General features: G+C 49.0%; 31 protein-coding genes. 28 read left to right on the forward strand and 3 right to left on the reverse strand.

From position 1 onward, the window contains the following. Positions 1 to 181: 181 nt before the first annotated feature. Positions 182 to 1,150, reverse strand: a complete 969-nt coding sequence (gene cysK / locus LZP69_RS10430) for a cysteine synthase A (RefSeq protein ID WP_234200457.1) — start codon at positions 1,148 to 1,150, stop codon at positions 182 to 184. A gap of 276 nt (positions 1,151 to 1,426) precedes the next feature. Between cysK and LZP69_RS10435 the strand changes: the two genes are divergently transcribed. Further along, on the forward strand, positions 1,427 to 2,479 hold the full coding sequence (locus tag LZP69_RS10435) for an RDD family protein (protein ID WP_267962078.1): 1,053 nt from the start codon (positions 1,427 to 1,429) through the stop codon (positions 2,477 to 2,479). A 71-nt stretch (positions 2,480 to 2,550) separates the two neighbouring features. Here the strand turns inward: LZP69_RS10435 and cysZ are convergent, their stop codons facing one another. Continuing rightward, entirely contained in the window at positions 2,551 to 3,303 is a 753-nt protein-coding gene (gene cysZ / locus LZP69_RS10440) for a sulfate transporter CysZ (RefSeq protein ID WP_234200569.1), read from the reverse strand. 303 nt (positions 3,304 to 3,606) lie between these two features. On the opposite strand from cysZ, the gene smc reads away from it, so the two are divergent. From smc to LZP69_RS10470, 6 genes are all read left to right on the forward strand, one after another. Continuing rightward, positions 3,607 to 7,065, forward strand: a complete 3,459-nt coding sequence (smc, locus tag LZP69_RS10445) for a chromosome segregation protein SMC (RefSeq protein WP_234200460.1) — start codon at positions 3,607 to 3,609, stop codon at positions 7,063 to 7,065. 23 nt (positions 7,066 to 7,088) lie between these two features. Further along, positions 7,089 to 8,192, forward strand: a complete 1,104-nt coding sequence (gene zipA / locus LZP69_RS10450; RefSeq protein ID WP_234200461.1) for a cell division protein ZipA — start codon at positions 7,089 to 7,091, stop codon at positions 8,190 to 8,192. A 90-nt stretch (positions 8,193 to 8,282) separates the two neighbouring features. Next, positions 8,283 to 10,292 (forward strand): NAD-dependent DNA ligase LigA, encoded by a 2,010-nt coding sequence (gene ligA / locus LZP69_RS10455; protein ID WP_234200462.1) that lies wholly within the window; start codon positions 8,283 to 8,285, stop codon positions 10,290 to 10,292. 166 nt (positions 10,293 to 10,458) lie between these two features. Further along, complete coding sequence (locus tag LZP69_RS10460; RefSeq protein ID WP_234200571.1) at positions 10,459 to 10,932, forward strand: DUF2919 domain-containing protein; 474 nt, start codon at positions 10,459 to 10,461, stop codon at positions 10,930 to 10,932. A 166-nt stretch (positions 10,933 to 11,098) separates the two neighbouring features. Next, the gene (locus LZP69_RS10465) at positions 11,099 to 11,926 is read left to right on the forward strand and encodes an SDR family oxidoreductase (protein WP_234200464.1); all 828 of its coding nucleotides are present in this window, start codon (positions 11,099 to 11,101) and stop codon (positions 11,924 to 11,926) included. A 27-nt stretch (positions 11,927 to 11,953) separates the two neighbouring features. Beyond that, complete coding sequence (locus LZP69_RS10470) at positions 11,954 to 12,445, forward strand: thiol:disulfide interchange protein DsbA/DsbL (protein WP_234200466.1); 492 nt, start codon at positions 11,954 to 11,956, stop codon at positions 12,443 to 12,445. 492 nt (positions 12,446 to 12,937) lie between these two features. Here the strand turns inward: LZP69_RS10470 and LZP69_RS10475 are convergent, their stop codons facing one another. Continuing rightward, a complete protein-coding gene (locus tag LZP69_RS10475) occupies positions 12,938 to 13,732 on the reverse strand; it encodes a helix-turn-helix domain-containing protein (protein ID WP_234200469.1) in 795 nt (264 codons plus the stop codon). Positions 13,733 to 13,814: 82 nt separating this feature from the next. Between LZP69_RS10475 and LZP69_RS10480 the strand changes: the two genes are divergently transcribed. The 21 genes from LZP69_RS10480 to LZP69_RS10580 all read left to right on the forward strand — a co-directional run bounded on the left by LZP69_RS10480 (position 13,815) and on the right by LZP69_RS10580 (position 24,901). Continuing rightward, the gene (locus LZP69_RS10480) at positions 13,815 to 14,015 is read left to right on the forward strand and encodes a hypothetical protein (RefSeq protein WP_234200471.1); all 201 of its coding nucleotides are present in this window, start codon (positions 13,815 to 13,817) and stop codon (positions 14,013 to 14,015) included. A 3-nt stretch (positions 14,016 to 14,018) separates the two neighbouring features. Then, positions 14,019 to 16,247: a DNA-binding protein gene (locus tag LZP69_RS10485; RefSeq protein WP_234200473.1), complete on the forward strand. Its 2,229-nt coding sequence runs from the start codon at positions 14,019 to 14,021 to the stop codon at positions 16,245 to 16,247. A gap of 70 nt (positions 16,248 to 16,317) precedes the next feature. Further along, on the forward strand, positions 16,318 to 17,046 hold the full coding sequence (locus tag LZP69_RS10490; RefSeq protein WP_234200475.1) for an AAA family ATPase: 729 nt from the start codon (positions 16,318 to 16,320) through the stop codon (positions 17,044 to 17,046). A 38-nt stretch (positions 17,047 to 17,084) separates the two neighbouring features. Beyond that, the gene (locus LZP69_RS10495) at positions 17,085 to 17,660 is read left to right on the forward strand and encodes a hypothetical protein (protein ID WP_234200477.1); all 576 of its coding nucleotides are present in this window, start codon (positions 17,085 to 17,087) and stop codon (positions 17,658 to 17,660) included. Then, entirely contained in the window at positions 17,653 to 18,192 is a 540-nt protein-coding gene (locus LZP69_RS10500; RefSeq protein WP_234200479.1) for a helix-turn-helix domain-containing protein, read from the forward strand. Before LZP69_RS10495 ends, LZP69_RS10500 begins: the two co-directional genes overlap by 8 nt. Continuing rightward, complete coding sequence (locus tag LZP69_RS10505; protein WP_234200481.1) at positions 18,182 to 18,394, forward strand: hypothetical protein; 213 nt, start codon at positions 18,182 to 18,184, stop codon at positions 18,392 to 18,394. The genes LZP69_RS10500 and LZP69_RS10505 overlap by 11 nt, the downstream gene beginning before the upstream one ends. Positions 18,395 to 18,398: 4 nt before the next feature. Then, positions 18,399 to 19,019 (forward strand): DUF3164 family protein, encoded by a 621-nt coding sequence (locus LZP69_RS10510; RefSeq protein WP_234200483.1) that lies wholly within the window; start codon positions 18,399 to 18,401, stop codon positions 19,017 to 19,019. A gap of 9 nt (positions 19,020 to 19,028) precedes the next feature. Beyond that, the gene (locus tag LZP69_RS10515; RefSeq protein WP_234200484.1) at positions 19,029 to 19,340 is read left to right on the forward strand and encodes a hypothetical protein; all 312 of its coding nucleotides are present in this window, start codon (positions 19,029 to 19,031) and stop codon (positions 19,338 to 19,340) included. A gap of 95 nt (positions 19,341 to 19,435) precedes the next feature. After that, positions 19,436 to 19,630, forward strand: a complete 195-nt coding sequence (locus LZP69_RS10520) for a hypothetical protein (RefSeq protein WP_234200486.1) — start codon at positions 19,436 to 19,438, stop codon at positions 19,628 to 19,630. Then, a complete protein-coding gene (locus tag LZP69_RS10525; RefSeq protein ID WP_234200489.1) occupies positions 19,620 to 20,276 on the forward strand; it encodes a gp16 family protein in 657 nt (218 codons plus the stop codon). Before LZP69_RS10520 ends, LZP69_RS10525 begins: the two co-directional genes overlap by 11 nt. Then, positions 20,273 to 20,788 carry a hypothetical protein gene (locus LZP69_RS10530; RefSeq protein ID WP_234200491.1) on the forward strand — a complete coding sequence of 172 codons (516 nt, stop codon included), beginning with the start codon at positions 20,273 to 20,275 and terminating at the stop codon, positions 20,786 to 20,788. Before LZP69_RS10525 ends, LZP69_RS10530 begins: the two co-directional genes overlap by 4 nt. Beyond that, on the forward strand, positions 20,788 to 21,249 hold the full coding sequence (locus LZP69_RS10535; protein WP_234200492.1) for a Mor transcription activator family protein: 462 nt from the start codon (positions 20,788 to 20,790) through the stop codon (positions 21,247 to 21,249). The genes LZP69_RS10530 and LZP69_RS10535 overlap by 1 nt, the downstream gene beginning before the upstream one ends. A 342-nt stretch (positions 21,250 to 21,591) precedes the next feature. Further along, complete coding sequence (locus LZP69_RS10540) at positions 21,592 to 22,179, forward strand: KilA-N domain-containing protein (protein ID WP_234200494.1); 588 nt, start codon at positions 21,592 to 21,594, stop codon at positions 22,177 to 22,179. Next, on the forward strand, positions 22,179 to 22,406 hold the full coding sequence (locus LZP69_RS10545) for a hypothetical protein (protein WP_234200495.1): 228 nt from the start codon (positions 22,179 to 22,181) through the stop codon (positions 22,404 to 22,406). The genes LZP69_RS10540 and LZP69_RS10545 overlap by 1 nt, the downstream gene beginning before the upstream one ends. Beyond that, positions 22,394 to 22,627: a hypothetical protein gene (locus LZP69_RS10550; RefSeq protein WP_234200497.1), complete on the forward strand. Its 234-nt coding sequence runs from the start codon at positions 22,394 to 22,396 to the stop codon at positions 22,625 to 22,627. Before LZP69_RS10545 ends, LZP69_RS10550 begins: the two co-directional genes overlap by 13 nt. A 75-nt stretch (positions 22,628 to 22,702) precedes the next feature. Next, positions 22,703 to 23,218, forward strand: a complete 516-nt coding sequence (locus tag LZP69_RS10555; protein WP_234200499.1) for a glycoside hydrolase family protein — start codon at positions 22,703 to 22,705, stop codon at positions 23,216 to 23,218. Beyond that, entirely contained in the window at positions 23,218 to 23,526 is a 309-nt protein-coding gene (locus tag LZP69_RS10560) for a hypothetical protein (protein WP_234200501.1), read from the forward strand. The genes LZP69_RS10555 and LZP69_RS10560 overlap by 1 nt, the downstream gene beginning before the upstream one ends. Beyond that, positions 23,513 to 24,067 (forward strand): hypothetical protein, encoded by a 555-nt coding sequence (locus LZP69_RS10565; protein WP_234200503.1) that lies wholly within the window; start codon positions 23,513 to 23,515, stop codon positions 24,065 to 24,067. Before LZP69_RS10560 ends, LZP69_RS10565 begins: the two co-directional genes overlap by 14 nt. Further along, positions 24,068 to 24,283, forward strand: coding sequence for a hypothetical protein (locus tag LZP69_RS10570; protein ID WP_234200505.1), 216 nt, complete (start codon positions 24,068 to 24,070; stop codon positions 24,281 to 24,283). It abuts the gene before it with no gap. Next, positions 24,276 to 24,605: a DUF2730 family protein gene (locus tag LZP69_RS10575; protein ID WP_234200506.1), complete on the forward strand. Its 330-nt coding sequence runs from the start codon at positions 24,276 to 24,278 to the stop codon at positions 24,603 to 24,605. Before LZP69_RS10570 ends, LZP69_RS10575 begins: the two co-directional genes overlap by 8 nt. Next, positions 24,605 to 24,901, forward strand: a complete 297-nt coding sequence (locus LZP69_RS10580; protein ID WP_234200508.1) for a VpaChn25_0724 family phage protein — start codon at positions 24,605 to 24,607, stop codon at positions 24,899 to 24,901. Before LZP69_RS10575 ends, LZP69_RS10580 begins: the two co-directional genes overlap by 1 nt.

Raw genomic sequence — 24,901 nt, forward strand, 5'->3', positions numbered from 1 at the left:
GCGATATCGCACGAAACAAAGTGATAATAAGGGAGCTGCTTCTCGAAATTTCTTTTTGTTATCTTTGCTAGCTTGCAGAAGTCGAGGATGGATGTTAGTCAGCAGCTTGCTGATCTTGCTTAAAAAAAAGCCCGCGATGGCATAACCATTGCGGGCTGTATTAGGTGTCATAAGCCAGGATTTATTGGATATTCTCTGCGTCGCCAAATTGACCTTGGAAAAGCACTGAAGAGAGGTAACGCTCAGCGGCTGAAGGTAAGATCACAACTATGTTCTTATCTGCAAACTCAGGAAGCGCCGCAATACGGTTGGCGGCGACCACGGCGGCACCTGATGAGATACCGACTAAGATGCCTTCCTCTTTCATCAGACGCTGCGCCATCTCGATAGCATCTTCATTACTGACAGCCTCGACGCGATCGACCATCTCAAGATCTAAGTTTTTGGGGATGAAGCCTGCGCCAATGCCCTGGATCTTATGGGGGCCAGGTTGTACTGTCTCACCCGCGAGGGTTTGAGAGATAACCGGTGAGTCAGCGGGTTCCACTGCAACGGATGTAATGGCTTTACCCTTAGCATTTTTGATGTAGCGGCTCACACCTGTGATCGTGCCGCCCGTACCCACACCTGCGATTAACACATCCACTTCACCATCGGTGTCATTCCAAATTTCTGGGCCTGTGGTTTGCTCATGTATCTCTGGATTGGCCGGGTTATCAAACTGTCCAAGGACAAGGTATTTTTCTGGGTTGGACTGACGCAGCTCTTCTGCTTTATCAATCGCCCCTTTCATGCCTTTAGCCCCTTCGGTTAATACCAGGTTTGCACCAAGGGCTTTGAGCAATTTACGGCGCTCTAGGCTCATAGTGTTTGGCATAGTTAAGGTTAACTTGTAACCACGGGCAGCAGCGACATAGGCTAGTGCAATACCTGTGTTACCCGAAGTAGGTTCGATTAGCTCGATATCTTTAGTGAGTAATCCCTTTTTTTCGGCATCCCATATCATGTTGGAGCCGATACGACATTTAACACTGAAGCTAGGGTTACGGGCTTCGATCTTTGCAAGCACTCGGCCGTTACTTACGCGGTTCAGTCGAACCAGAGGTGTATTACCTATAGTGTGTGAATTGTCATCGAAAATTTTACTCATGGATTACTCACTCCTTTATTTATATAGATAAATCATAGTGCGGATTTTCGACATGAGAAATGCTAGTTTCATCTTCATTATTCTATTTGGTTATAAAAACATGTTTATTTATCATGTTTATCTTAATTAGTGACTTGGCTCAACTGACGATTTGGATTTATCTTCTAGTCTGGAAAATCAGTTACTGGTAAATTAATGATATCAACAGATTTTATCTCTAGATTTTTTAATTCCTTAGAGGAGTGAGGTGTGAGTCCTGATAAAGATACCAAATCCATGATCACCCCTTTTGCCTTTAACGTTGCACAGGGCATCTTATATACGCCCTTGGCATCCCCCCTAAAGCGCGGATTGGCCATTTTGATAGATGGCTTGATCGTCGCCGTATTGGCCGATCAAGCGGGTTGGTTGTTTCTGCTGTTCGTTGGCGTGACTCTGTTGATTGAACGGCGCAGTCATCAGATAGGTCGATTTTTTAAATGGGGCTTATACCTTTCTATGTTAGTGATGGGGCTGTATGTCACCAGCGACAATATCATTGAGTATCGTAATGCCAAAGATGAGCAGGCCAAGGTGACGCAAAACAGCGTTAAGATAGAAGATCCAGATGCCGCTGCTATTGTTTCATTAATCGATATCTGGGCCATCATTCGCTGTGAAGAGTTTACCTGCATCGAAAAACATTATATTCGCATGGCCAATACACTGAATAACACCAGCTTAACTCAGTCGAAGAAACGTAAAGTGCTGAGTGATTTGCTCGATGAACTCGAGCTTTCTGAGGCAGAGAAACTCAAGCTGCAAGCCATTCGTGATGACAAAATCCCCCTTGTCCAAGCCAATATGCCGCGCTCTTCAACTCAAGCCACTAACGAGCAATCCACTCATGAGCAAGGCACTGGCAATCAAGGAGAAGCACTGAATATGCATGGTGACGGGGAAGCCAACTCAGTGGGAACCTCTTCTGATTTAGAGCTAGGGAAAAGGGCTGACAAGGAACAAGCATACAGCCTGCTCAATTGGGCCAAGGGAATATTGGATGATCTTGGCTTAGGTTTTGGCTGGGCGGCATTTTATTTTACTGTGTTTATTGCCTGGTTCGATGGCCAGACATTAGGCAAAAAATTGCTGAACATCCGCGTGATTCGCCTCGATGCTGCGCCTATTTCACTCTGGGCCGCTTTTGGTCGCTATGGTGGTTATGGCGCCGGGTTTGCTACGGGTTTACTGGGTTTTATGCAGATCTATTGGGATGCCAACAGGCAAGCCATTCAGGATAAGATCTCTGCCACTGTGGTCATAGATCTCTCCAAAACGAGTTACAATTGATGATACTCAGGCTGCAAGTTCGCCAAGGTTAACTGAAATTTGATGGCGGCCAGCGTGACCGCCACACTCGATTATTCTGGGGCGATCAGTTCATTGCGGTAAGCTTCGCGGTATTTATCCACCCACATGGCGGTAGCGCCGCAGATAGCGACCGGCATCACGATAAAGTTGACTATGGGGATCATGGAAAACAGGGTCACAGCCGCGCCAAAACTAAAACTCGTGCCCTTAGTTTGCTTGAGGGCAAACTTCATATCTTCAAAGGGAACCTTGTGATTATCGAAGGGATAATCGCAGTACTGAATGGCCATCATCCAGGCACTAAAGAGGAACCATAATACTGGCGCGGCGGTTTGGCCGATAAAGGGGATCCAAAACAGCACCAGAAACAGCAGGGCGCGGGGCAGATAATATTTGAGTTTGAGCCATTCCCGTCCTAGGACCCGGGGCAGATCTTTAATCAGATCCACTGTGGTGCCAGAATGTAAGTTTTTGCCCGTTAAAAACTGCTCAACCTTCTCCGCGAGCAGGCCGTTAAAGGGAGCTGCAATCCAGTTCATCACTGAACTGAAGATAAAGGAGAGCACAACCAACAGCGCCAGGATGGCGATAGGCCATAACAGAAAGTTCAACCAGCTCAGATAATCTGGCATCTGAGCATTGATCCACTCAAATACCCGCTCTAGTTGAGCGATAGCAAAATAGATAAGCGTGCTAAATAACAGGATATTGACGCTCAGCGGGATAAACACAAAGCGGCGTAATCCCGGCTGCTTTATTAGGCGAAAACCTTCAATAAAATAGTTCACACCACTCTTAGGCATAGTGGTTCTGGATTGCTTCACCGGCTTGTACTCCCCTGTTTAGTTAATTGTTTAGTTAATTGTTTAGTTAATTGTTTAGTTAATGGTTTAGTGAATGGTTCCGTGAATTGTTGGGTAAATTGTTCTGTGAATTCAATTTAGTGAGCTTGCTCACGATTGTGAGTCAGCGTAAATTGAAAAACAAGAGTGAAATGAAGCGAGTGGCGATAAAAAACGTTACAAAATGCAGCCCGCTTTGTTAAAGTGTCAAACAATAATAACAGGCATCATGATATTGCCGCTTTCTTGACGACCACTGGCACAATGAGACTCACACAGATAAAACTTGCTGGATTTAAGTCGTTTGTTGATGTCACTAAAATCCCTTTCAATCAACCTCTCACCGCCATCATTGGCCCTAATGGCTGCGGCAAATCCAATGTGATAGACGCGGTGCGCTGGGTGCTGGGTGAAAGCTCGGCCAAACACCTGCGCGGCGATTCCATGGCGGATGTGATCTTTAATGGCTCCTCCGCGCGTCGGCCTGTCTCTGTCGCCAGCGTCGAGCTGACATTCGATAATCAGCAGGGGCGACTGGCGGGGCAATATGCCAGTTATCAGGAGATAGCCGTTAAACGTCAGGTGAGCCGTGATGGTGACTCCTCCTATTTTCTCAACGGGCAAAAATGCCGTCGTAAAGATATTACCGACCTCTTTATGGGCACGGGTCTTGGACCGCGCAGTTACGCCATTATCGAGCAGGGGACGATTTCTCGTCTGATCGAGTCCAAACCCCAGGAGCTCAGGGTATTTATCGAAGAGGCGGCGGGGATATCGCGCTACAAGGAACGGCGCCGGGAAACCGAAAACCGAATTCGCCATACACGGGAGAACCTGGAGCGTCTGGGAGATATTCGCCAAGAGCTCGGTATGCAGATAGAAAAACTCGCCGAGCAGGCCAAGGCGGCTAAGCGTTATCGTGAGCTTAAACAGCAGGAACGAACCCAGGACAGTGAGCTGCATGTGGCGCGCTGGCTCGAGCTGCAGTCACAGCTGGAAAAACTCACCCAAAGTATCAATCAAAAGCTGCTCACTAAGAGTGAACTTGATGCAGCCGCTCAGCTGTTACAGACTCAGATCACCAAGTTGACGCTGCAAATCGAAGATCTGGCCAGCAGGGAACAGACGCAGGTCGAAGATTTCTACCAAAATGCCACCCAGATAGCCAAGTTGGAGCAGGGGCTCAAACACAGGCAGGAGCAGGATGCCCACCTCAATGCCAGAGTCGATGAGCTTATCAAAAAGCGAATCGCTGCAGAGGAGGAACTGGCTCAATTACAGCAGGCGGCGAAGGCGCTGCAATCGCGCTATGCTGATACCGCCAGCGAGTTACAAGGGAGTGAGCAGCAGTTGTCTCTGCTCGATGAGCAGCTTATCGAAGCTGAGTTGCATCTAGAGCAAGACAACGAGCAGCTCAGGGAAAAGCAGCAACAACAGCATCAGCATCAGCTGCAGACTCAGAGCCGTGTATCTGAGCAAAAACATCTTAATACCAGCCTGGCCCGCAAAGGTGAGCAGAGATCGCACCTGCAGAAGCAATTGAGTCAACTGAGCAGTGATGAGGATAATCGAGCTCTTGCGCTGCAACAGGAAAAATGTGAGCAGCTGCAGCTTCAAGTCCAGCAAACTGAGTTATCCCATCGAGAGTGTGAGAGCCTGCTTGCCCAGCTAGAGCAGCAAGAAAAGCAGCATCTTAGCCAAATACAGACCTTGTCTCAGGTGTTGTCTGAAGCCCGCGGCCGTTATCAGGTGGTTGAGCGCCTTTTGCCTCAGGATGATGAGACTGAAGGCGAGGCGCTATGGCAGACACTTGAGGTGACTCCTGGCTGGGAGGTCGCTGTGGATCTGGTGCTCGAAGGCGTCTTGACTCAGGCCGTCTTAAATCAGTCAGTCTCAAATAAGACAGCTTTAAATAAGACAGAGACGCAGCAGGGCGAAGAGCCGACAGGTTTTAGCAGGAAAGGTGAATCTCAGCAGTGGCAAGGGGTTAAGACATGGGTGAATCTCGCTCCCTGGATGAGTCATCTTCATTGGGCGCAAGATCTTGAGCAGGCAAAGCAGATGCTTAATGATCTGGCAGAGCATGAGCGTATTGTCACCGCAGATGGCTATCTGCTGGGCCATGGCTTTTTACTGCAACAATCTGCCAAGAGTGACAATCTGGTGCAGCTGAAAATTGAGCAGCAGGCGCTAGTGAGCAGCATCAAGATGGATGAAGAAAGCCTGACTGAGCTTAACGCGCTGCACTGTGAGTGCAACGAGCAGCTGCAGACGTGCCGTCAAAATTTACGGCAAATGGTGCAGCAACAACAAGAGATTCAGCTCGACTATGAGCGTACCAAGGCGCAGTTGGAGGCGATTCAGACCCGAATCTATTATTCGGCCCAGCAAGCCGAGTCGTTGCAAACACAAGTTGAAGCGCTTGTTGAAGAGATGATGTTCGAGCAGCAGCAACTAGACAGTTTACTCGAGCAGATAGCCGAAGATCAGGCGCTGTCACATCAGTTTAGTGAGCAGTATGAACTTTGCCGTACCCGTTACAGTCAAAGCCATGAGTTGGCTAAACGTCTCAAGCAGAGTCGCAGCGAACAGGTGATTAAGAGTAACCAAAGCCAACGCCAGTTACAGTCGATTGAGACAGAAGGTGCGCTCAACGAGCAGCAAGTCAGGCAATATCAGACGCTGATTGAAGAGTGCGGGTCGAACCTGGCTAAGCTCGACGAACAGCTGCAAGGGGCTAAGGTGGCCAGCAGTCAGGAGTCCGTAGCGCAAATTGGCCAAAGACTCGAAATCTCCCTTGAGGCACAGCAGCACAAACAGCAGCAGCTCGATACTCTTCGCCGTCAACAGGCGCAGCTGCAGAGTCAGGTTGATGAGATTGAAGCAGAGCAAAAACAACAGCTTGAAAAGATAGATGACTTGACTCAGGGGATCGGCGAGTTAAAGTTACGTCGTGAAGGAATAAAAGGACAGGCCGATAGCCAGCAGTCGCAGCTGGAGGAATATGAGATAGATGTCGCGGCGATGCAGGCGACTATCGATCTTGGTGTCTCGATAAATGCCCGGCAAAAAGCCTTGGAGCGGATCCGCGGGCAAATTACTCAGCTTGGTGCCATTAACCTGGCGGCGATTGAGGAATATGAACAGCAGAGTGAGCGTAAACACTATCTGGACACACAGGATGCGGATCTCAATAAGGCGTTAAACAGCCTTGAGGAGGCGATCCGTAAGATAGACAAGGAGACTAAGATCCGCTTTAAGGCCACCTTCGATAAGGTTAACCAGGATCTTGGCATTTTGTTTCCTAAAGTATTTGGCGGAGGCAGCGCCTATCTGGCATTAACCGATGATGATCTGCTCGAAACCGGCGTAACCATTATGGCCAGGCCACCGGGTAAAAAGAACAGTACCATTCATCTGCTATCCGGTGGAGAAAAGGCACTAACCGCTTTATCATTGGTATTTGCAATTTTCAGACTGAATCCTGCGCCATTTTGTATGCTGGACGAAGTGGATGCACCGCTGGATGATGCCAATGTCGACCGGTTTTGTCGTTTGGTTAAAGAGATGTCTCAAAGCGTACAATTTGTTTATATTAGTCACAATAAGATCACCATGGAATTGGCAGATCAACTAACGGGTGTCACTATGCATGAGCCTGGCGTATCGCGTATAGTGGCCGTCGATATCGATGAAGCGGTGGCATTAGCTGACGCTGGATAATTTGGGGAAATACAGGGTAATCAATGGAAAATTTGCAACTGGTATTGTTTGTGTTAGGCGCGGTAGCCATTATCGCGGTACTTTTGCATGGTTTTTGGTCCATTAGAAGGCAGCAACCAAAATCACTCAAAGACACGCCGATTGCCGATCTTTATAAAGACCATCAACGGGATAAGGATGGCTTTGATGCCGATGGCATTGGTACGGTAAGAGTGAAAAAGGCGGGTGTTGTAGCGCCAAACAGTCAACAATCAAGCGCCGAGAGAGAGAGCAGTGCAACGGATGAGCAGGATGAGACTCAGTTCTCCTTGTCTGATGCGCCATCGCTAAAAACACCAAAAGCCCGACATGAACCGGTCATCACGGCAGAAGATGCTGCGGCTGAGCAGATGGAGTTAGGCTTGCCTCAGGCACCGGCGCAAACTTCCCTGTTTGAAGATCCCGTTCAGTCACGTAAGCCGCAGCGCGCCAAAGCTAAGCCTGCTGAAATCAAGTCTGATGAACCCAAGCCTGCTGAAGTCAAGCCAGAGGTTAAACCTGCCATCGCGCCCGAAATCCAAGCCGCTTCTGAAAGGGTTGAAACTGCTCACACGCCTGAGCCAAGAGTCGATGCCGAACTGCACCAAGCGCATTCTCAAAACGCACACTCTCCAAAGGCGCAAACCTCTAATGAGCAGGCGGCTAGTGAGAAGCCAGCTAAGGAGCAGCCGCTTGGCGACCCCCAAGATGTGTTGGTTTTGCATGTGGTGGCTGCAGAAGGTGAAGAGCTTAACGGCGCAGAGCTATTACCGAGTTTGTTAACCTTAAACTTTAAGTTTGGCGACATGGATATTTTCCATCGTCATGAAGATAATGCTGGCACAGGTAAGGTTCTGTTTTCTCTGGCTAATATGGTGAAGCCTGGGGTATTCAATCCCGACCAGATGGAGCAGTTTACCACCCAAGGTGTCGTACTCTTTATGACCTTGCCCTGTTATGGCGATGCCTTGATGAACTTTTCAAACATGCTTAACAGTGCGTATCAGCTGGTGGATGACTTAGGGGCCGAGCTGCTCGATGGCGGACGTGAACCCTGGAGTGAAGCGAAGAAACAAGCTTATGTGCAGCGGATCCGCGCTCAGCTCTAATCGAGTGAATATCATTAGCTGCAATAATTAGATATCTTAATAGAGGCCGCAATCGCGGCCTCTACTGCTTAATCTGGACGAACAAAGATAATGCAAGCGATACAAGACGAGATCAAACAACTTACCCAAGAGATTAACCTGCATAATTACCGTTATTATGTTGACGATGCCCCTTCCGTTCCCGATGCGGAATATGACAGGTTGATGCGCAGGCTCCAGGAGCTTGAACAGGCCCATCCTGAGTTTGCAGATGCCAACTCGCCCACCAAACGAGTCGGCGGTGAGGCGCTGGCTAAGTTTGAGCAGGTGACCCATCTTAAGCCCATGCTGAGTTTAGACAATGTGTTTAACGAGCAGGAGTTTAATGGTTTTTATAAAAGGGTAAGCGATAAGACGCTCTCACAGATAGAATTTTGCTGTGAACCTAAGCTCGATGGACTGGCCGTGAGCCTGCTTTATCGCGATGGCCGGTTTGAACGCGCAGCGACTCGCGGCGATGGCAGTGTCGGTGAAGATATTACCGAAAACGTGCGAACCATCAGATCGATTCCCCTGACACTTAGGGGCGATAACTTCCCGCCTCTGCTTGAGGTACGTGGGGAAGTGTTTATGCCTAAAGCCGCGTTCGAGGCCTTAAATGAGAAGGCGCTGCAAAAAGGGGATAAGCTGTTTGTGAACCCCCGCAATGCGGCCGCCGGCAGTCTGCGTCAGCTCGACAGTAAAATTACCGCCAGTCGCTCTTTGGCATTTTATGCCTATGCCCTTGGGGTGGTCGAGCCGGACTCCTGGCCGCTGGAAAACACCCACTACGCCCAGTTGATGCAATTAAAAGCCATGGGCTTTCCTGTCAGCAGTGAAGTGAAAGTTTGCCAAGATGTCCCCACGATTCAGGCCTATTATCAGGATATTCTCGCCCGAAGAGGTGACCTTGCCTATGAAATTGATGGTGTGGTGCTCAAGGTCAACGAGATAGCCTTGCAGCAGCAGTTAGGCTTTGTGGCGCGGGCGCCCCGCTGGGCAACGGCCTATAAGTTTCCCGCCCAAGAGGAGATAACTCTGCTTGAAGGCGTCGATTTTCAAGTGGGCCGCACCGGCGCTATTACACCTGTAGCCAGATTAAAGCCAGTGTTTGTCGGCGGGGTTACTGTCTCTAACGCGACCTTGCATAATGCCGATGAGATTGCGCGTTTAGGGCTGATGATTGGTGATAGTGTCATCATTCGCCGCGCCGGGGATGTGATCCCGCAGATTGTTGCCATAGTGCCTGAAAAACGCCCCGCTAATGCTCAAGCGATAGCGTTTCCTCTAATGTGCCCCGTGTGCCAGAGTGATGTTGAACGCCTTGAAGGGGAGGCGGTTGCCCGCTGTAGCGGCGGCCTGTTCTGCGAGGCGCAGCGAAAGGAGGCGATTAAGCATTTTGCTTCCCGTAAGGCGCTCGATATCGATGGCATGGGCGATAAAGTCGTCGAACAGCTTATCGATAAGGAACTGGTGGAGAGTCCGGCGGATCTGTTTAAGCTCACTGCCTCGGCGATTTCTATGTTAGATCGCATGGGCTTAAAATCGGCGAATAATCTGGTGGCCGCCATTGATAGAGCCAAAAGCACTACCTTTCCCCGTTTCCTTTATTCGCTGGGTATTCGTGAGGTGGGTGAAGCCACGGCAGTGAACCTGGCTAATCATTTTAAGACACTCGATAAACTGACTCAGGCCGAGACCGATGACTTTATGGCGGTTGATGATGTGGGCGTGATTGTCGCTCAGCATCTGGTGCACTTCTTTGCACAGCCCCATAACTTGGAGGTGATTGACGGGCTTATTAACGCCGGGATCCATTGGCCAGCAATAGAAGAAGTTGCCGAAGAAGCATTGTCACTCAAAGGCCAGACCTGGGTGCTGACCGGTACTCTGACTCAGCTTAATCGTAATGAGGCCAAGGCTAAGTTACAAGCCCTGGGCGCGAAAGTGGCGGGCAGTGTCTCTAAAAATACCGATTGTTTGGTGGCTGGTGAGAGCGCCGGTTCCAAGTTGACCAAGGCGCAGGAGCTGGGCATTAAAATCATCGACGAAGCTGAGCTTTTGCAGTTACTGGGCAGTTAGTTGATGTTTAAGTAATGAGCTAAATCATGAAAACGTCATCTCGAGTGGCGTTTTTTTATAGCTGTTTTTTTAAAACTATGATTGAAAACGCTAGATTCGTCTCCATCTTAATAAAAAAACAATAGGGATGAAAAACGATGGAAAGTGAAAGAGTGGGGGCGTGGCGTTGAACTTTGCTTATATAAACTGGATCGATGATAAAGGGCATGTTAAGCCGCCTTTGATGCTTTATCTTATCCTGGCTTTTATTGCCAGAGGCTGGTGTGTCTTAGTGGCATCCTTGACTCAGGCGGCCGACAGAGCGGGGTTGGTTGCGCTCATTTACCCACAAAAGTCCGATTTCTTATTGGCGCTTATTGCCGGCTTTGGTGCGGTCATTCTCTATTTTTTGATTATTGCAGAGCGCAAGCGTTCGCCATCCTGGGCCAGAGTGCTGTTTAAGCAGATGGCTTTTTGTTTAATCCTATTGTTACTGCTCGATGCCGGCCTGCTGCTGCAACGCCTGGTGCACAGCCATTTTCTCTATACCTGGAGTTTTGGATTGGACGCCTTGCTGCTGTTTTGGAGTCTGATCTATATCGCTAAGTCCAAACATTTGAAGCTGTATCTGAACGACTGGCAAAAAGAAACGTCACAATAGGTACGTTTAAGCAATCCTTTTAGGGATAATCCTAGCGTGATTTTAGCTAAACATTTTAGCAAAGTAATAGTTTGATTAATTTAGCTTAACATTAAGCGTATTCCCTTTAATGGCAATGGGGATTGAGGTAGTTTAACCCCATTAGGTCAAGACTATAGAGACAAGTATGCTCAGTTCTATCGCACTCGTTGGATGTGGTTGGTTTGGTTTAGCCTTAGGTAAAGAGCTAGTCAGTCGAGGCTATCGGGTGACAGGCTCTAAACGCACAAAGGCTCAGGCTGAGCAGTTGTCAGATTATGGCATCGCGGGGTTTGAGCTGGATCTGGACAGGCTCCCCATCGATGAACAAACCTGCATGGCTCAGCTTGAATGCGATGCCATCGTCATTAATATTCCTCCAGGGCTTCGCCGCAGTGGGGGAAACGCAGAGGCAGATTACCTAGAGCGACTCGGTCGCCTGAAAAAAATGATTGCTTGTCATACCTATCAAAAAGTCATTTTTATAAGCACGACAGGTGTTTATCCGGCCAATGGTCAGAGGGTGTCGGAAGCGGATGCGGCGCCATTTTCCTCCATGAGCCAAACCTTGTTACAGGCCGAAGCCGTATTCAGTGACGCTGTCGTTGTCAGATTTGCCGGTCTTATGGGGCCCAAGCGCCATCCTGGGCGTTTCTTGGCCGGCAAAACCGGGCTGGGCGGGGCAAACCTGTCAGTCAATATGACCCACCAATATGATGCAGTCACAGCAATCATTACTCTGCTTGAGTCTCAGTCACCCTTAGCGCCAATCTATAACGTCTGTTCGCCTCATCATCCCAGTAAGCGCGATTTTTATCAGCAAGCCGCGAAGCGACTTGGATTGCCTCTGCCTGAGTTTGCGTCTGATGGTGAAATCAGCGAAGACAAGATAGTTGAGGGTCATTTGATCTGTGAGCAGCTAGACTTTACATATCGACATCAAGACCTGTTTGATGCCTTGTCTTTTTGCGAGTGATTCATCTAAATAAAAGAGAAACGAATTATGAAGAGAGTGACCCAATTTATCGGCCTTATTACACTTGTTTTTTCAGCGTTTTTTGCAGGTCAGCTCGCCGCTCAGCCCCAATTTGTCGAGGGGCGTGATTATGTCAGAGTCGCTGGGATCCCCGAGTCAGTTAAGCCTGTTGTTAGAGAGTTCTTCTCCTATAATTGCCCACATTGTTACCGTCAGGATGGTCTGTTTAAGGCCAGTATGGCTAAGCTTGGCGATGACATTGATTTTGAACGTACGCCAGTTGGCGCAGGGCGCCTTAGTTGGCAGTTGAGTCAGGAGGCTTATTACTTGGCACAGAAATTTAAGGTGACAGACCAGGTGCACGGCAATCTGTTTAAGCGTATTCATGAAGGGCCGGGTGCTTTCACCCGTCAGGAGGAGTTGAGTCAGTTCTTTGTCGAGCAGGGGATAGCTAAAGGCGATATAGATGCGGCCTTAGCCTCGGCCGATAATAAATTAACTCTTTCAAATTATGTGTAACCAGTCGTTAGGTATTGAATATTGATGATTAAACCGAGATTAAACGAGATTAGGTAAAATTTGCTGAGAAATTCAGGCTGGGTGCGGGTTTGCGATTTTAAGAGGAGAGATAAGGTTAAAAATCATAAAATCGCTAGGTTTTGAAAATATATCGCACTTTGGCTTGATAAATCGCTAGGTTTTGAAAATTATGAAGCGGTTGGTATGAGTGGTGAGGACTTCATTCTAATTTTACCTAGTTTACAAAAAGCTTCACCAATAATTTCAACCTGGTTGCTGTATTCCTTATTGTCACTAATGAGTTCAATGCTGCCGTCGAACCGTTTTTGTAAGCGTTTGGCGTAGAGTTCGAAGCCAAACGCCTGTAGTGTGGAATGTTTTCCTATGTTTCCGGCAGAAACATAGGAGGGTGACAGGAAACATTCTAGTAAATGCATGTTTTTCTTATAAATTTATTATTTTGGATAAATGAACAAATTCCAAAAATGTTTTCTATTTTTTTCTCTTTTTAGCTGCGACGGCATTGTATAACTTTCCTAAGTTTTCATCACTAAGCTCAGTTATAGAGCTTACCCCAAACCGACTTGCTAAATAGTTTGTGAGCCAAATGTTTGCGTTACTAGTATTAATCTTGATGTACGCATATTTTCGTTTTCGCCATTCGCTGTTGTTGGACTTTGGTGCTGATTTTAGCCTGCTTAGTCTACCAATCCATTGTCTTAGGTATGTTTCAGCTTTAGTGAAATCTTCTTTGGCGATCAGCCTATACCTGCTTACCTTGCAGTGTGAGTTTAAAGCCGACCACACTGCCTGATGAGTTCTGGGCTGTTTTCTACCTGAGCTATTCTCTAGCTCAACTACTTCTTTAACTAACTTTTGGAGAGTTACTGCCTGTTCTTCGGTTATATGTTTTTCTCCAGGAATCACTTCAGCTGTAACTTTTGTAACATGCTTCTGAGTGTTTATCTGATTTATTGTTGAACCTGAATTTGCAAACTGAATTACATTAGCGGAACCATTGTCATTGATGTTCAAAATTGGTGAGGTGTTTTTCGTTGTTTCATCAACATTTTTAGAGTACACCCCTGTGAGAACATACTGGACATCTACTCCTAATCCCGCCGCCTTAGCCAAAACCTCAGCACTTAAACCTGTTTGACCCATCTCATATTTTCTTAGCCCCTCCCTTGAAATGCCAAGCTCTCTCGCAAAACTGGCCTGCGAGTATCCTTTCTTTGTGCGCTCTTCTATAAGGCGCATAGCTAAATCAGCACGATCAAAAACCATACAACACCTATTGACATGCCAACATGTGTTGGCATATAGTGAGTTTTACCTAATTTAATTAAACAACTTGGAGTATACACAAGTGAATACTACTCGTATACCAAGCAAAGAGCTTATAGAAAAAGTCAGAGCAGGCTTTGTTTCTCAAGGGCGTTCGTTGCACCAGTGGTGCAGAGAAAATGAGGTTAATTATTCAAATGCTAGGCAAGCGTTAATGGGGGTTTGGGCTGGAAAAAAAGGGACTGAGTTACTGAATAAAATCGCAGATGCGGCTGGGGTGTAGTTTATGAGTTCTCCGTCAGAATGGATTGCATCGACGGCTTTGCTTGGATTGATTGGTATACCAAATTCAAGAGGAAGCCTCTTAAATAAAGCTAGGCGAGGGGAATGGGTAAAAAGAAAGTGCGCCAAAGGCAAGGGCTTTGAATACCACATCGACAGTTTGCCAGTTGAAACCCAGGCTTATTTGCGTGCGAAATCGGTTGAGCAAAGCACCTCGACAGCGGTGGTTGCAGCTAAGTCAGCGATTAAACAGGATGAAGCCCTGCAGGTGAAAACTCGCGCTCAGCGGATCAGCTCTAAAGCTGATGGTATGGCGCAGTTTATGTGCTTGAGTGAAGCCAAGCAGGCTAAAGCTAAAGCGCGTGAGTCAGTCGTCGTTGCTTATGAAGTGTTTATTGCGCCTTATGCCGATGCGGGTAATAAAACTGATGGTAACAATGCTTTTGTGCATGCGTTTAATGCCAGTTTAATACTGACTGAAGCTCATATACGTCAACACATCAAGCAGCTGGGTAAGACATCGGTTTACTACTGGGCTAGAGCATACCAGGAACAAGGCATTATTGGTCTGGTGGATCAATACAAAGCCGTTAAACAGTCAAAAATTGACGAACAACCGCGCCTAAATGAGTTTTTAATTGCGCTGGTCACCAAGAAGCCACACTTGCTTAAGCAGGCCAATAAAGTACGCGATATGGCTAAGGTGCGCGCCGCTGATTATGGCTGGGATCTGCCCTCAATCAGCTCGTTTAAGCGCTGGTTAACTCAGTATTCTGTCAAACATGAAGTGGAGCATGCCTTTACCACTAATCCTACGCAGTACACAGACAAGTATCGCCCGCTGTTTGCGCGCATGTACCCCAATATTGATGGGCCTAACCAGGTGTGGGAGTTCGACTCAACGCCAACCGATGTCGAGTTAAACGTCAATGGCAAGCTTAAGCGTCACAGCATAGTGGCGGTGATTGATGCCTATACCCACCGTGTGCAATTGATTGTCTCGCCAACCTCTAATAGCGAGGCGATTTGCCTACTACTGCGCAAAACATTGGTGGAATGGGGTTTGCCGGAAGAGGGCGCGATCATGCGTACTGACAATGGTAGCGACTATGTGTCAAGTCGTACCACCACTATTTTTAATCTGCTTGAGCTGGATATATCCAAAGCCAATGCGTTTAGCGGGTGGGAAAAGCCGTTTATCGAGCGCTTCTTCGGCACCATGAGCCGTGTGCTGATGGAAAAAATGCCCGGCTATATCGGCCACAGTGTCAGTGATCGCCAGCAAATTGAAGCGATGTACAACTTTGCCAAGCGCATCGGTGAGGGCAAGAAACAGGCCGAGCAGGAGCGCCTAAGCCTGGCACTAACCCCAGAGCAGTTGCAGCAGGCGCTGAACGATTATCTTGAGTTCGATTACAACCATGTGCCACATGATAAAACCGGCAAAACGCCGTTTGAACTGTACGCGGAATCGGGTTATCGCAAGCGCACAATCGTCAATGTGCACACCCTTGATCACCTACTTAACTTTATCGGTACCGCCAAGGTCGTCCGTGGCAGCGTTAAAGCCGATGGAGTGCAATACACCGCACCAGAGTTGATGGAAGCTGCCTGGCAGCGCCAAACCGTGCGAGTGTTTATTGATCCCTGTGATATCGGCCGCGCCACCCTTTATCCCATTGATGCCTGGGACACCTATGTCGATGCCGTCAACATGGATCTAGTCAACCGAGGCATTGCGCCTACCGAGTTCCGTGAGCGACGTAAACAGACCCAGAAAGAACTTACCGCATTTCGTAAGTCGGCTAAGCGCCTGCAGGAAGAGTTTGGCATCGATGCACTGTATGCCGACGAACTGGCGCAGAAGAAGTTGCAGCGAGCCAGCCTCAGTTATATCGAACGCACCACCGACCACGATAACAGCGCCATTGCTGGGCTTGAAGAGGCTGTTACAGACAAACAGCGCGAGCTGAGTAATACCGAGCTGGCCGCTATTGAGCGGCAGCGTGAGGCTATCGCCAAGCGTAAGCAATCTGTAGCTGCACAAGAGTCGCGCATTGTGCGCAGCGTCCACGAAAAAGCGGTGATGTTAACTGAGGAGTCATTGAGCAGAACGCTAACAGAGACTGAGCAGCAGTGGCTTAAGAAATACCGTTTAGACAACGTGTTGCAGCGTAGTCGTTTGGACAAGATTTTAGCAAAGGCTGAGCAACAACACCGGCAAGTGAAATAGCTGCTCAGCCTTTAACCCCTGGCTTAATCGCCATTTTTATACAACAACGTCAAACCAAAGGAATGTCATTATGAAGCGTCAAATTGTAGAAGTAAAAAATGTTCTGCGTACTCTCGACATGTTTGCCAACCTGCAGAGTCGTAGCGATATCACCCCAGGTATCGGCTTAATCCATGGCCCCAGTGGTTTTGGTAAAACCAGTACAGTGACCCATATGGTCAATCAACTGACCAATATGGGTAGCGTGCCTGCTTTTGTCCGCTGCTGTGCCACAGACACCCCCAGCAGTTTTCTCGCCAGGGTGACTAAAGAGCTAGGCAGCGATCCGATTTATCCGTTACGTAAATCACTTGATTATATTATTGAAACCATGAACGAGCAGCAGATCGCGCTGTTTGTCGATGAGGCAGACCACATCGTCGGTCAGTCAAAAACCATGGAAACCATTCGCGATATTTATGATGCCACCGAGCTGCCGGTATTGCTGGTCGGCATGGAGGAGATCGCCCGCCGCATCAGTCACCGTAAGCAACTGTTTAACCGCATCAGCGAGTGGGTCGAGTTCCTGCCTGCCGACAACGAAGATGTCTCTATGTTTGCCTCAGAACTGATGGAGGTCGATGTAAAAGTGGGTGAGGACATGCTCGATTACATTCGTGTGCGCAGCGGTGGCGAGGTGCGCCGAACTCTCATCGCGTTAGATAAAATTGAACGCTTTGCCATCTCAAACGACCTGGATTTTGTTGACCGCGCTGTATGGGGCGATGGTCAGTTGTTCCTTAATAACAGCCGTCGTTAAAACCTTTGGTGCGCTAACAACAATTATAAGGAGCATTTATGCCCACTTCTGTATCCCAAGGTTCTTTTAAGCATCAGGCTTGGGGGCTTATGTGCAGCAGACAGACGTTTAGCTGCAGAGAGATTGCACAAGCTTTAAATATCAACTCTAACAAAATCGCTGGCTTTGCGCGTACCTTGCTGCGCGGCAAAGCCATCGAGTTAGTCGACAGGAGGACACAATATAAGGGGGCGTTGTATCGCGTGTGTATCGCACGCAGCGAGTTATCAATTCCGCTGCAAATTAACCCGAAACGCAAGGAACGTCGTAAGAAAAAAGGCACCCGGTCACAGCAAATATGGAACACCATCCGCATTAATCGTTCGTTCAATGTGGAGTTGATTGAGACCACAACGGATGCCTCATTAACTTTAATCCACAGCTACTTATGGCAGTTGGAGCAGTGTGGGGTGATAAGAAAACAGGGACGATTTTTAAATTCAATCGGTTATTCATGCTGGAAGTATGTATTGATTAAAGATTTGGGTCGCTTGTATCCCACCACGCAACCACAAGGGATGTGGGATCAAAATAGCGGGACGTTTATCCCGTACAAGGAGCTAAGCGATGAGTAAATGGAAGCAGGTCTTAACTCAGCAAGCCAAGGAGTACGGGCAAAAAGAGGTGGCTAAAACCCTTGGCGTTTCCAAAACCGTGGTCAGTCAGCTGATTAATGGCAACTATCCGGGTGACATGGCGCGGATGCAAAAGCTGGTTGAAGGCGCATACATGAACCGCACTGTGAACTGCCCTGTAATGGGAGAGATCCCACTGCATCAATGTGATCGGCACCAAAAAAACACAGTCACCAGCAACCCTCTTAAGTTGCGCTTGTACCGAGCTTGCAGGGGAGGGTGCCCGCACTCGACTCAGCCCGAAATCGCACAGTTTAAGCGCATTGCAGTACGAGCTGAGTACCCCAATGACAACAGTCCTAAGCGTTACTGCGCCGAGGCCACCTATAACCGTCTTGAGCGTCAATCACAAACGGATGGCGGTGGTTTAAAGCAGCTTTGCAGCCTGCTAAAGGGCGAGTTAAAGGCGCTGGAACTGCGTTACAACGCGCTATTACAGCAAACATCAGGGAGCGAGAAGAATGAGCAATAACAGCAAGTTCGATGCCATCACCGCACTGCGCCTGCGCGGTATCAAGGTGCTGAGTCGTCAAAACAAGGTGATCCACATTGACCGTCCAACCGCCGACCTTAAGGCCATGGCGGTAGACATCATCGAAAACATTAGGGGCATTCGCCGTCGTAGTGGCGCGGCGCAATTTCATGGCGTCACAGTGCGCTGGAACCAGGAGTAAACACATGAACAATCAAACTAACACAATTCCTGCCGGTTATCGTCGTAACGCGATCGGTGACTTAGTTGCTGAGGAGCGCATCAAGCCGGTGGACAAGCTGCGCGATGAAGTGGTGATCAACATTGCCACCAAGGCCAAAGCGCTACGTCAGGCCATGCTTGAATTCAAGTTAGCCACCATGGGCGAGATCAGTGATTTCGTCGAGCTGTCAGCCAGCGAGTATGGGGCTAAGTTCGGCGGCAAAAAAGGTAACGTGGCACTGACCAGCTTCGATGGTTTGTACCAGGTGCGTCGTGCCGTGGGCGAGCACCGTATTTTCGATGAGCGCATCCAAACGGCTAAAGCCTTGATCGACGAGTGCATTCACTCTTGGTCACATGGTGCAGACACTAAGTTGATGGCCATGGTCGAGCATGCATTTCGTGTTGACCAGCAAGGTCGTATCAATGTCAACCAAGTGCTGTCTCTGCGCCAACTGGATATTGATGACGACAACTGGCAACAGGCGATGGATGCCATTGCTGATGCCATTCAAATCACTGGCACCAGTGAATATCTGCGCCTTTATGAGCGTCAGCCCAATGGTAAGTATCAACAAATCTCAATGGATATCAGCACGCTGTAAGGAGGCACTATGACTCACGTACAACACTTGTTTAATGAAAACCAAGCCGGGCTTGATCGGGTCGCGTTTAAATTGCGCTTGGCAGAGCTAATGGACTTAGAGTTGGAGCCGCTGCGCCAAGCATTAAGTGTGATGGCTAATGACACGCCCAACCAATGTTTGCAGCTGTGCGCCGCCATGCTGAGCGAGCTGCGTGATTTCAAGTCGGTTGGTATGTGCGACAAGCGCAAGGCGGTGTTTTATGCCGCTAAGCGTGCTCTGGATGTGCTGGAACAGATGGAGTTTGAACTGGCAACAGCGGAGGAATGCCAAGCCAGTTAACCCAAGCGAAACCACCGGCATTCGTGCCGGTTGGTCTGCCGAGTGTAGTGGCTCGGCTTTTTATAACAAGCGTGATGAGCAGCTAAGGAAAGGGTATGTCATTAACTGATAAACAAACTGCATTGCTGCAGTACGTGATGGACTGGATAGCACCGCCGCGCACCAGCTTAGAGCGTAAACAGCAGTTGGCCACAGACTGGCTAAATCAACACTGTCCCTACTGGCTAAGCAAAGGGAAGGGTAAAGGGCAAGGCGTAAAACAAGCAGGAGAGACGTGTAATGCAAACTAATCAAGCCGCTAATGTGAATAACCATAAGAAGCGGTTAATCACTTTAATTCAAGTGGCTAAGAGTCAATTGGGGTTAGACGAGCTGCTGTATCGCAGCATGATAAAAGCCGCCACAGGCAAAGATTCCCTGCGTGCAATGACATTGCCTGAACTAGAAACAGCGCTGGAAGCCTTTAAACAAAAAGGCTTTAAAGTGCGAGCAAACCCCAGTTCAAACAAGGGTAAAAACACCGTTAAACGCCGCTTAAGCCCGGTGTCTGGCAGCGCCAAGGTGGCGCAAATCGACAAGATCCGCGCCATCTGGATCACTATGGGGCATCACTTGGTTATCCAAGATAGCAGTGAAACCGCGCTTGATACCTATGTGCGCCGCATGACCTTACGCTCAAAAAATGAAGGTGTCGATGCCACGGCTTGGTTAGATGAATACCAGGCTGAGAGAGTGCTTGAGAGCTTGAAAAATTGGCATAAGCGCGTGTTGATTGAACGCATCATCAACCGTGGTGAACGATTACAAATGAACGAGAAAGGCACTCGTCCAGCAAACTATGAGGTAATTGTGGCGCAATATGAGGGCTGCTCGCGCGATACATCATCTTGTGAGGCTGATTCTAATGAGGCTGCTTCTGGTGAGGACAGCCAATGAAACTGAGCCGTTGTCCTGTGTGCCACAGTAACTTACATCTCGATGCCTTGGTTAACGATGCCGCCGCCAGTGAGCTTTTGGCATTAATTGCGCCGCTCGATGGCGGCTTAGGCCGTGCATTAGTTGCTTATATCGGCTTGTTTCGTCCTGCTAAATCGGACTTGAGTTTTAGCCGCGCATTAAAGCTGGCCGAAGAGACCCTGTCTTTGTGCAGCAACCGCGACTGGTTGCGAGTTGCGCTAGGGCAAACAGTAGCCTCAATACGAGCAGGCAGAGCCTCTGGTCAGCCAAGAGCGTTGACTAACCATAACTACTTAAAAAAGGTGCTTAGTAGCATTGATGACCAAGCGGTGATTGTGCCATCTAAGCCCGCCAAGGCCATGTCATCGATTGAGATTAAAAGCTCAGGCCATGTTGAAACGCTGGCCGAGACTCAGGCCAAGTGGGAGGCGCAGATGGCTAAATATAAACAAGCGGCAGCAGTCAAATGTCACAATGGGAGGAAGCGCTAATGGATTGTTCTGATGATAAAGAGAGGTCTTACCCAGAAGGAGAGCAGCAATTAGAGCTGCTGCACACCAACCACAAAGAACTGGAACAGGCGCTGGACACACTGGCCAATCTGCGGCCAGATGAACGCGAAGACTTTACCAAGCGCTGGCCATCGACGCTGCAGTCATTATGTGAAGTGATGCGGGTGACCTTAGAGGGGCAAGCGGTCGATAACGCTGTCCACTTGAGTGAAGCCCTTGCCACCACATTGAGTACCTATTTAGGCGGGCGTGATATTTATATCCCTAATGGTGAGCGGCTTAAAGACGCCTTGCGTGATATTCGCATCTGGCGCGAGTTTAAAGGCAACAACCTTGAGCCGTTATCAAGGAAGTATGGGCTCACTGAGCGACGTATCAGTCAGATTATTGCCGAGCAGCGAGCAGCCTTTGTGGCGCGAAAGCAGAGGAAGTTGTTTTAATTGCGGGCTTTTTAACCGCAGGCTTTTAATCACAGACTTTTAATCAAAACAATTAATCACCCTAAAAAATTGACACTTTTTACCGTGTCAGGGCATACTTGCTGGGTACTTATCAACTACTGGTTAAGTACGGAGGCGTCGAAACCTCTTCAAACAGCGGTCATCCAACCCCGAAGCGTTGGTATTTTTATGCCCCAAGTTTAGCAGTTCCCTGCCTGTGTACAGTTCAAGGTCGGGAGGGCGACGAATACAACACCCTTCGGGGAAATAAGTCCGCGGCTCTGTTTGGCCGTTTCGAACCTCCTGACACCCAATTTTCGAAAAAAACAAACAGGAGTCTTTATGACTAATCACATCACAGTGGCAAATCAGCCCATAACGCTTGATCAACATGACCGTATAAACCTCAATGAGTTGCATCGCGCAAGTGGGTTGGGCTCAGCCAAAAAACCGAGCAATTGGTTACGATTAGCCTCAACTGCAGAGCTAGTCGATGAGTTATCAAACTGCTCAGATCTGAGCAGTTTAAGTGTTTGCAAAACAGAGGGACGCAACGGCGGCACCTTCGCCCATCAACTGTTAGCCATCAGTTATGCTGGTTGGATCAGCCCTCGGTTTCAGTTGCAAGTCAATCAAGCGTTTTTAGACTCGCGCCGCCAGCCTAAAGCGCTTGCCCTGCCCGCCAACCAGATGGCCATCGACAAAGACCGCTATATCGCGCTGCTGGAGCAAAGCCTTGATTTGCTGCAACAACAAAAGCCGAAAAAGGCCGCCAATGTGCCGCTGAGCGTCGATGAGAAGCAACACATTATCAGGGCGCACCAACAGGGAATGAGCAATGCACACATTGCAGCGCAGCTAGGACGTTCGCGCTCGGCGGTACGGGCGCTGGTGCGTGAATACCAAGCCGCCAGCGGGAGGGACGCCTAATGAAACATTACCGTCCGACCTTGGCCGATGGACTAGAACAACTCAATCACAGTATCGTTGCGCTGGACAGTTATCGATTTTTACTGGAAGTGGCCGATGAGAATGAACCGATTGATCACCATGAAATTGCGGCGATGTTAACCGTGGTATTATCGCAACAGCGCGGTATACTGGCACAATTACAAGCGACGAGTGGGATTGAACAGGAGGCGTCATGGAGCAAATAATTAAACAGCGGCAAGCAATTTTAATGTTGCTGTACCGCGCCAGACAGAATGAGCAGCAACACCTAAAGGGCTTTGTGAGTGAAAACGATCTTAACGACAGCCTTGGTGAGTGCCGTTTTAACCTAGATGTACTGGTTGAGCTAGGTCAAGTGCAGCGTGATGGCTATAAATATCGCATTACAGGCCAAGGCGTTGTCGCAACCGAGGCGGTTAGCCTCTAATCCCGAAACCTTTCCAATCCTGAGCGCCAGCCTAAACCGAGACAATAACATTACGTTAATTGTTTCGGTTTTTTTATGTCCCATTACGATGATTTACGCGGTGCCCATACCAGTGCAGCAGAGCATCTAGCCAACCCAAGCTTAGTGGCGACAGCGATAAATCTGCTCATCGCCGAAGAAAGCTTCGAGTCAGCACCTTACCTGTGCAGCGAAGGGTTTCCCACCGTTGGATTTGGCCAGCGCATTGGGCCTCAGCATGCCGACATAGCTTTATATCAATTCAAATTACCTAAGGGCGCGGCGCTCAAATGGCTGGAGATCAATGTGGCGCTGTTAGTTGGTCAGGTCGCGACCAACCCCAAAACCGCCGCCGCCTTTGCCAACTGTAACTTAGCCCGGCAAACCGTGTTAATCAGCATGGCGTACCAGATGGGGCTTAAGGGGTTGGCTGGATTTACTCATACCTTGGCCGCCTTGGCAGATGGGCGCTGGGAGGATGCCTGGCTGCATGCACTCGATAGCCGCTGGGCCATTCAGACACCAAAGCGCGCTCAGCGACACGCCGATGTGCTGGCGACAGGGGAGTGGTAATGGCCTTTATCAACCACAACCAAACGCGCAGCGCCGTCAACAGTGCCCCCATTGCGGCGACCCAACCTAGACGCATTGCTAACCGAGTGTATCGCCAGTGCGCCAAAGATGGCTTTAATGCCCGCATTAAGGCTGAGCTTTCGTCAGAGCCTGTGCCCGCTCAACCAGGGCTATACAGCCACCATCAGACTCGACAGAGCTATTACAACAAAGGCTGGTTTGCGGTGACGCCGATGCACATCTTGCATGCGCGTGCACGCCACAATCAGCCACCACATCAGAAAGGAGAGTCCCATGGGCTGGTTTGATGATTTCGACCTAGGCAAAACCGTATCGGCCATCGCCCCCTTGGCGGGCAAGATTATCGGTGGCCCTTATGCAGCACTAGCGATATCTGCGGTGCAGCTGGCACTTGGCAGTGATGAAACTGAGCCAGAGACGCTTGCAAAGCAGATTAAAGACGCCACGCCAGAGCAACTTATCGCTCTGCGCGGTATCGATAACGATCTTAAGGTCAAGCTCAAAGACTTAGACATCAAAGAGCAAGATTTGGAGTACCAGGACAGGGCCAACGCCCGTGAACTGTTTAAGCAAAACAGTTGGCCACAAATCTTGTTATCTGCCCTGTTTGTGTTGGGGTACTTCATTGTCACCGGCTTGCTGGCCTATTACGCCGTGAGCTTTACCGATGACCAAGAAGTGAATCCGCTGCTGTTTGGCATGCTGGGGACGGTTATCGGGGTGCTGACTGCAGCCATTCCGCAAATTCTTAACTTCTGGTTTGGGTCATCCAAAGGTAGCCAGGATAAAAATCAGATGATTAACCAAGCCAAGCAGGGGGGGCGGTAAATGAGCGATCCTTGCGACTGGGCCAGCGACATCGAGCAGCGCGAGCGTGAGGCGGCGATTGCCAGTAAGCGGTCATCAAAAGCTAACGGCAATGGTATCTGCCAGGACTGTTTAGAGTCGGTTGAGGTGCAGCGAGGCAATGCCCTGCGCTGTATCAGTTGCCAAGAAGATCATGAGCTGCGTTTGCGACAGAGAAATGGAGGCCGCCGTGGTTAGTTTTTTAGAGTTTATCAATGCCAACTTCAAATTAGTCTCAGCCTTGGCCTATTTCGCTTTAGTGGGATTGTTGGCTTGGTTTCATTTGAAGTTTGCGACCCGTCAAGAACATGAGCAATTAAGTGACAAATTCAGTGGCATGGAAAAGCAATTATCCAAAGTTGAGTCTGATATTAAGCACTTGCCAACCAAGGAAGAAGTCCATCGCCTGGACAGAACATTAAGTGGATTAACAGAGACGATTAACGCCACCCAAGAAGGCATTAACCGACTAGAACGTAAAACTGACCTCTTATTGGAAAATGAACTAAGGAACGACTAATGGCGCTGCAAGACATTATTACCGAACACCAACGCCTGGTGATTTTGCGCCTACTGGCCGAAGTCCCAGGTTTCGATTTAAACGAGTCCATTTTGCAAGATGGGCTTGATGCTTACGGGCTGGATATCAGCCGCGATGGTCTGCGCACCCAGCTTGCCTGGTTGGCAGAGCAAGGCTTAATTCGCTTGGAAAAGTTGGGCGGCACCCAAAAGGCCACGCTTACCAGTCGCGGCGAAGATGTCGCGCTCGGTCGCGCTGTGGTACCCGGCATTAAGCGCCCACGGGCTGGGGAGTAG

Origin of the sequence: Shewanella sp. AS1 (assembly GCF_021412565.1) — a bacterium.
In the GTDB taxonomy this organism is placed as follows: Bacteria; Pseudomonadota; Gammaproteobacteria; order Enterobacterales; family Shewanellaceae; genus Shewanella.

What these genes read in the sequence shown, in the direction of transcription:
- cysK (WP_234200457.1), bottom strand. Translation starts at nt 1,150, where the DNA reads ATGAGTAAAATTTTCGATGACAATTCACACACTATAGGTAATACACCT.
- LZP69_RS10435 (WP_267962078.1), top strand. Translation starts at nt 1,427, where the DNA reads ATGATCACCCCTTTTGCCTTTAACGTTGCACAGGGCATCTTATATACG.
- cysZ (WP_234200569.1), bottom strand. Translation starts at nt 3,303, where the DNA reads ATGCCTAAGAGTGGTGTGAACTATTTTATTGAAGGTTTTCGCCTAATA.
- smc (WP_234200460.1), top strand. Translation starts at nt 3,607, where the DNA reads ATGAGACTCACACAGATAAAACTTGCTGGATTTAAGTCGTTTGTTGAT.
- zipA (WP_234200461.1), top strand. Translation starts at nt 7,089, where the DNA reads ATGGAAAATTTGCAACTGGTATTGTTTGTGTTAGGCGCGGTAGCCATT.
- ligA (WP_234200462.1), top strand. Translation starts at nt 8,283, where the DNA reads ATGCAAGCGATACAAGACGAGATCAAACAACTTACCCAAGAGATTAAC.
- LZP69_RS10465 (WP_234200464.1), top strand. Translation starts at nt 11,099, where the DNA reads ATGCTCAGTTCTATCGCACTCGTTGGATGTGGTTGGTTTGGTTTAGCC.
- LZP69_RS10470 (WP_234200466.1), top strand. Translation starts at nt 11,954, where the DNA reads ATGAAGAGAGTGACCCAATTTATCGGCCTTATTACACTTGTTTTTTCA.
- LZP69_RS10475 (WP_234200469.1), bottom strand. Translation starts at nt 13,732, where the DNA reads ATGGTTTTTGATCGTGCTGATTTAGCTATGCGCCTTATAGAAGAGCGC.
- LZP69_RS10485 (WP_234200473.1), top strand. Translation starts at nt 14,019, where the DNA reads ATGAGTTCTCCGTCAGAATGGATTGCATCGACGGCTTTGCTTGGATTG.
- LZP69_RS10490 (WP_234200475.1), top strand. Translation starts at nt 16,318, where the DNA reads ATGAAGCGTCAAATTGTAGAAGTAAAAAATGTTCTGCGTACTCTCGAC.
- LZP69_RS10495 (WP_234200477.1), top strand. Translation starts at nt 17,085, where the DNA reads ATGCCCACTTCTGTATCCCAAGGTTCTTTTAAGCATCAGGCTTGGGGG.
- LZP69_RS10500 (WP_234200479.1), top strand. Translation starts at nt 17,653, where the DNA reads ATGAGTAAATGGAAGCAGGTCTTAACTCAGCAAGCCAAGGAGTACGGG.
- LZP69_RS10505 (WP_234200481.1), top strand. Translation starts at nt 18,182, where the DNA reads ATGAGCAATAACAGCAAGTTCGATGCCATCACCGCACTGCGCCTGCGC.
- LZP69_RS10510 (WP_234200483.1), top strand. Translation starts at nt 18,399, where the DNA reads ATGAACAATCAAACTAACACAATTCCTGCCGGTTATCGTCGTAACGCG.
- LZP69_RS10515 (WP_234200484.1), top strand. Translation starts at nt 19,029, where the DNA reads ATGACTCACGTACAACACTTGTTTAATGAAAACCAAGCCGGGCTTGAT.
- LZP69_RS10520 (WP_234200486.1), top strand. Translation starts at nt 19,436, where the DNA reads ATGTCATTAACTGATAAACAAACTGCATTGCTGCAGTACGTGATGGAC.
- LZP69_RS10525 (WP_234200489.1), top strand. Translation starts at nt 19,620, where the DNA reads ATGCAAACTAATCAAGCCGCTAATGTGAATAACCATAAGAAGCGGTTA.
- LZP69_RS10530 (WP_234200491.1), top strand. Translation starts at nt 20,273, where the DNA reads ATGAAACTGAGCCGTTGTCCTGTGTGCCACAGTAACTTACATCTCGAT.
- LZP69_RS10535 (WP_234200492.1), top strand. Translation starts at nt 20,788, where the DNA reads ATGGATTGTTCTGATGATAAAGAGAGGTCTTACCCAGAAGGAGAGCAG.
- LZP69_RS10540 (WP_234200494.1), top strand. Translation starts at nt 21,592, where the DNA reads ATGACTAATCACATCACAGTGGCAAATCAGCCCATAACGCTTGATCAA.
- LZP69_RS10545 (WP_234200495.1), top strand. Translation starts at nt 22,179, where the DNA reads ATGAAACATTACCGTCCGACCTTGGCCGATGGACTAGAACAACTCAAT.
- LZP69_RS10550 (WP_234200497.1), top strand. Translation starts at nt 22,394, where the DNA reads ATGGAGCAAATAATTAAACAGCGGCAAGCAATTTTAATGTTGCTGTAC.
- LZP69_RS10555 (WP_234200499.1), top strand. Translation starts at nt 22,703, where the DNA reads ATGTCCCATTACGATGATTTACGCGGTGCCCATACCAGTGCAGCAGAG.
- LZP69_RS10560 (WP_234200501.1), top strand. Translation starts at nt 23,218, where the DNA reads ATGGCCTTTATCAACCACAACCAAACGCGCAGCGCCGTCAACAGTGCC.
- LZP69_RS10565 (WP_234200503.1), top strand. Translation starts at nt 23,513, where the DNA reads ATGGGCTGGTTTGATGATTTCGACCTAGGCAAAACCGTATCGGCCATC.
- LZP69_RS10570 (WP_234200505.1), top strand. Translation starts at nt 24,068, where the DNA reads ATGAGCGATCCTTGCGACTGGGCCAGCGACATCGAGCAGCGCGAGCGT.
- LZP69_RS10580 (WP_234200508.1), top strand. Translation starts at nt 24,605, where the DNA reads ATGGCGCTGCAAGACATTATTACCGAACACCAACGCCTGGTGATTTTG.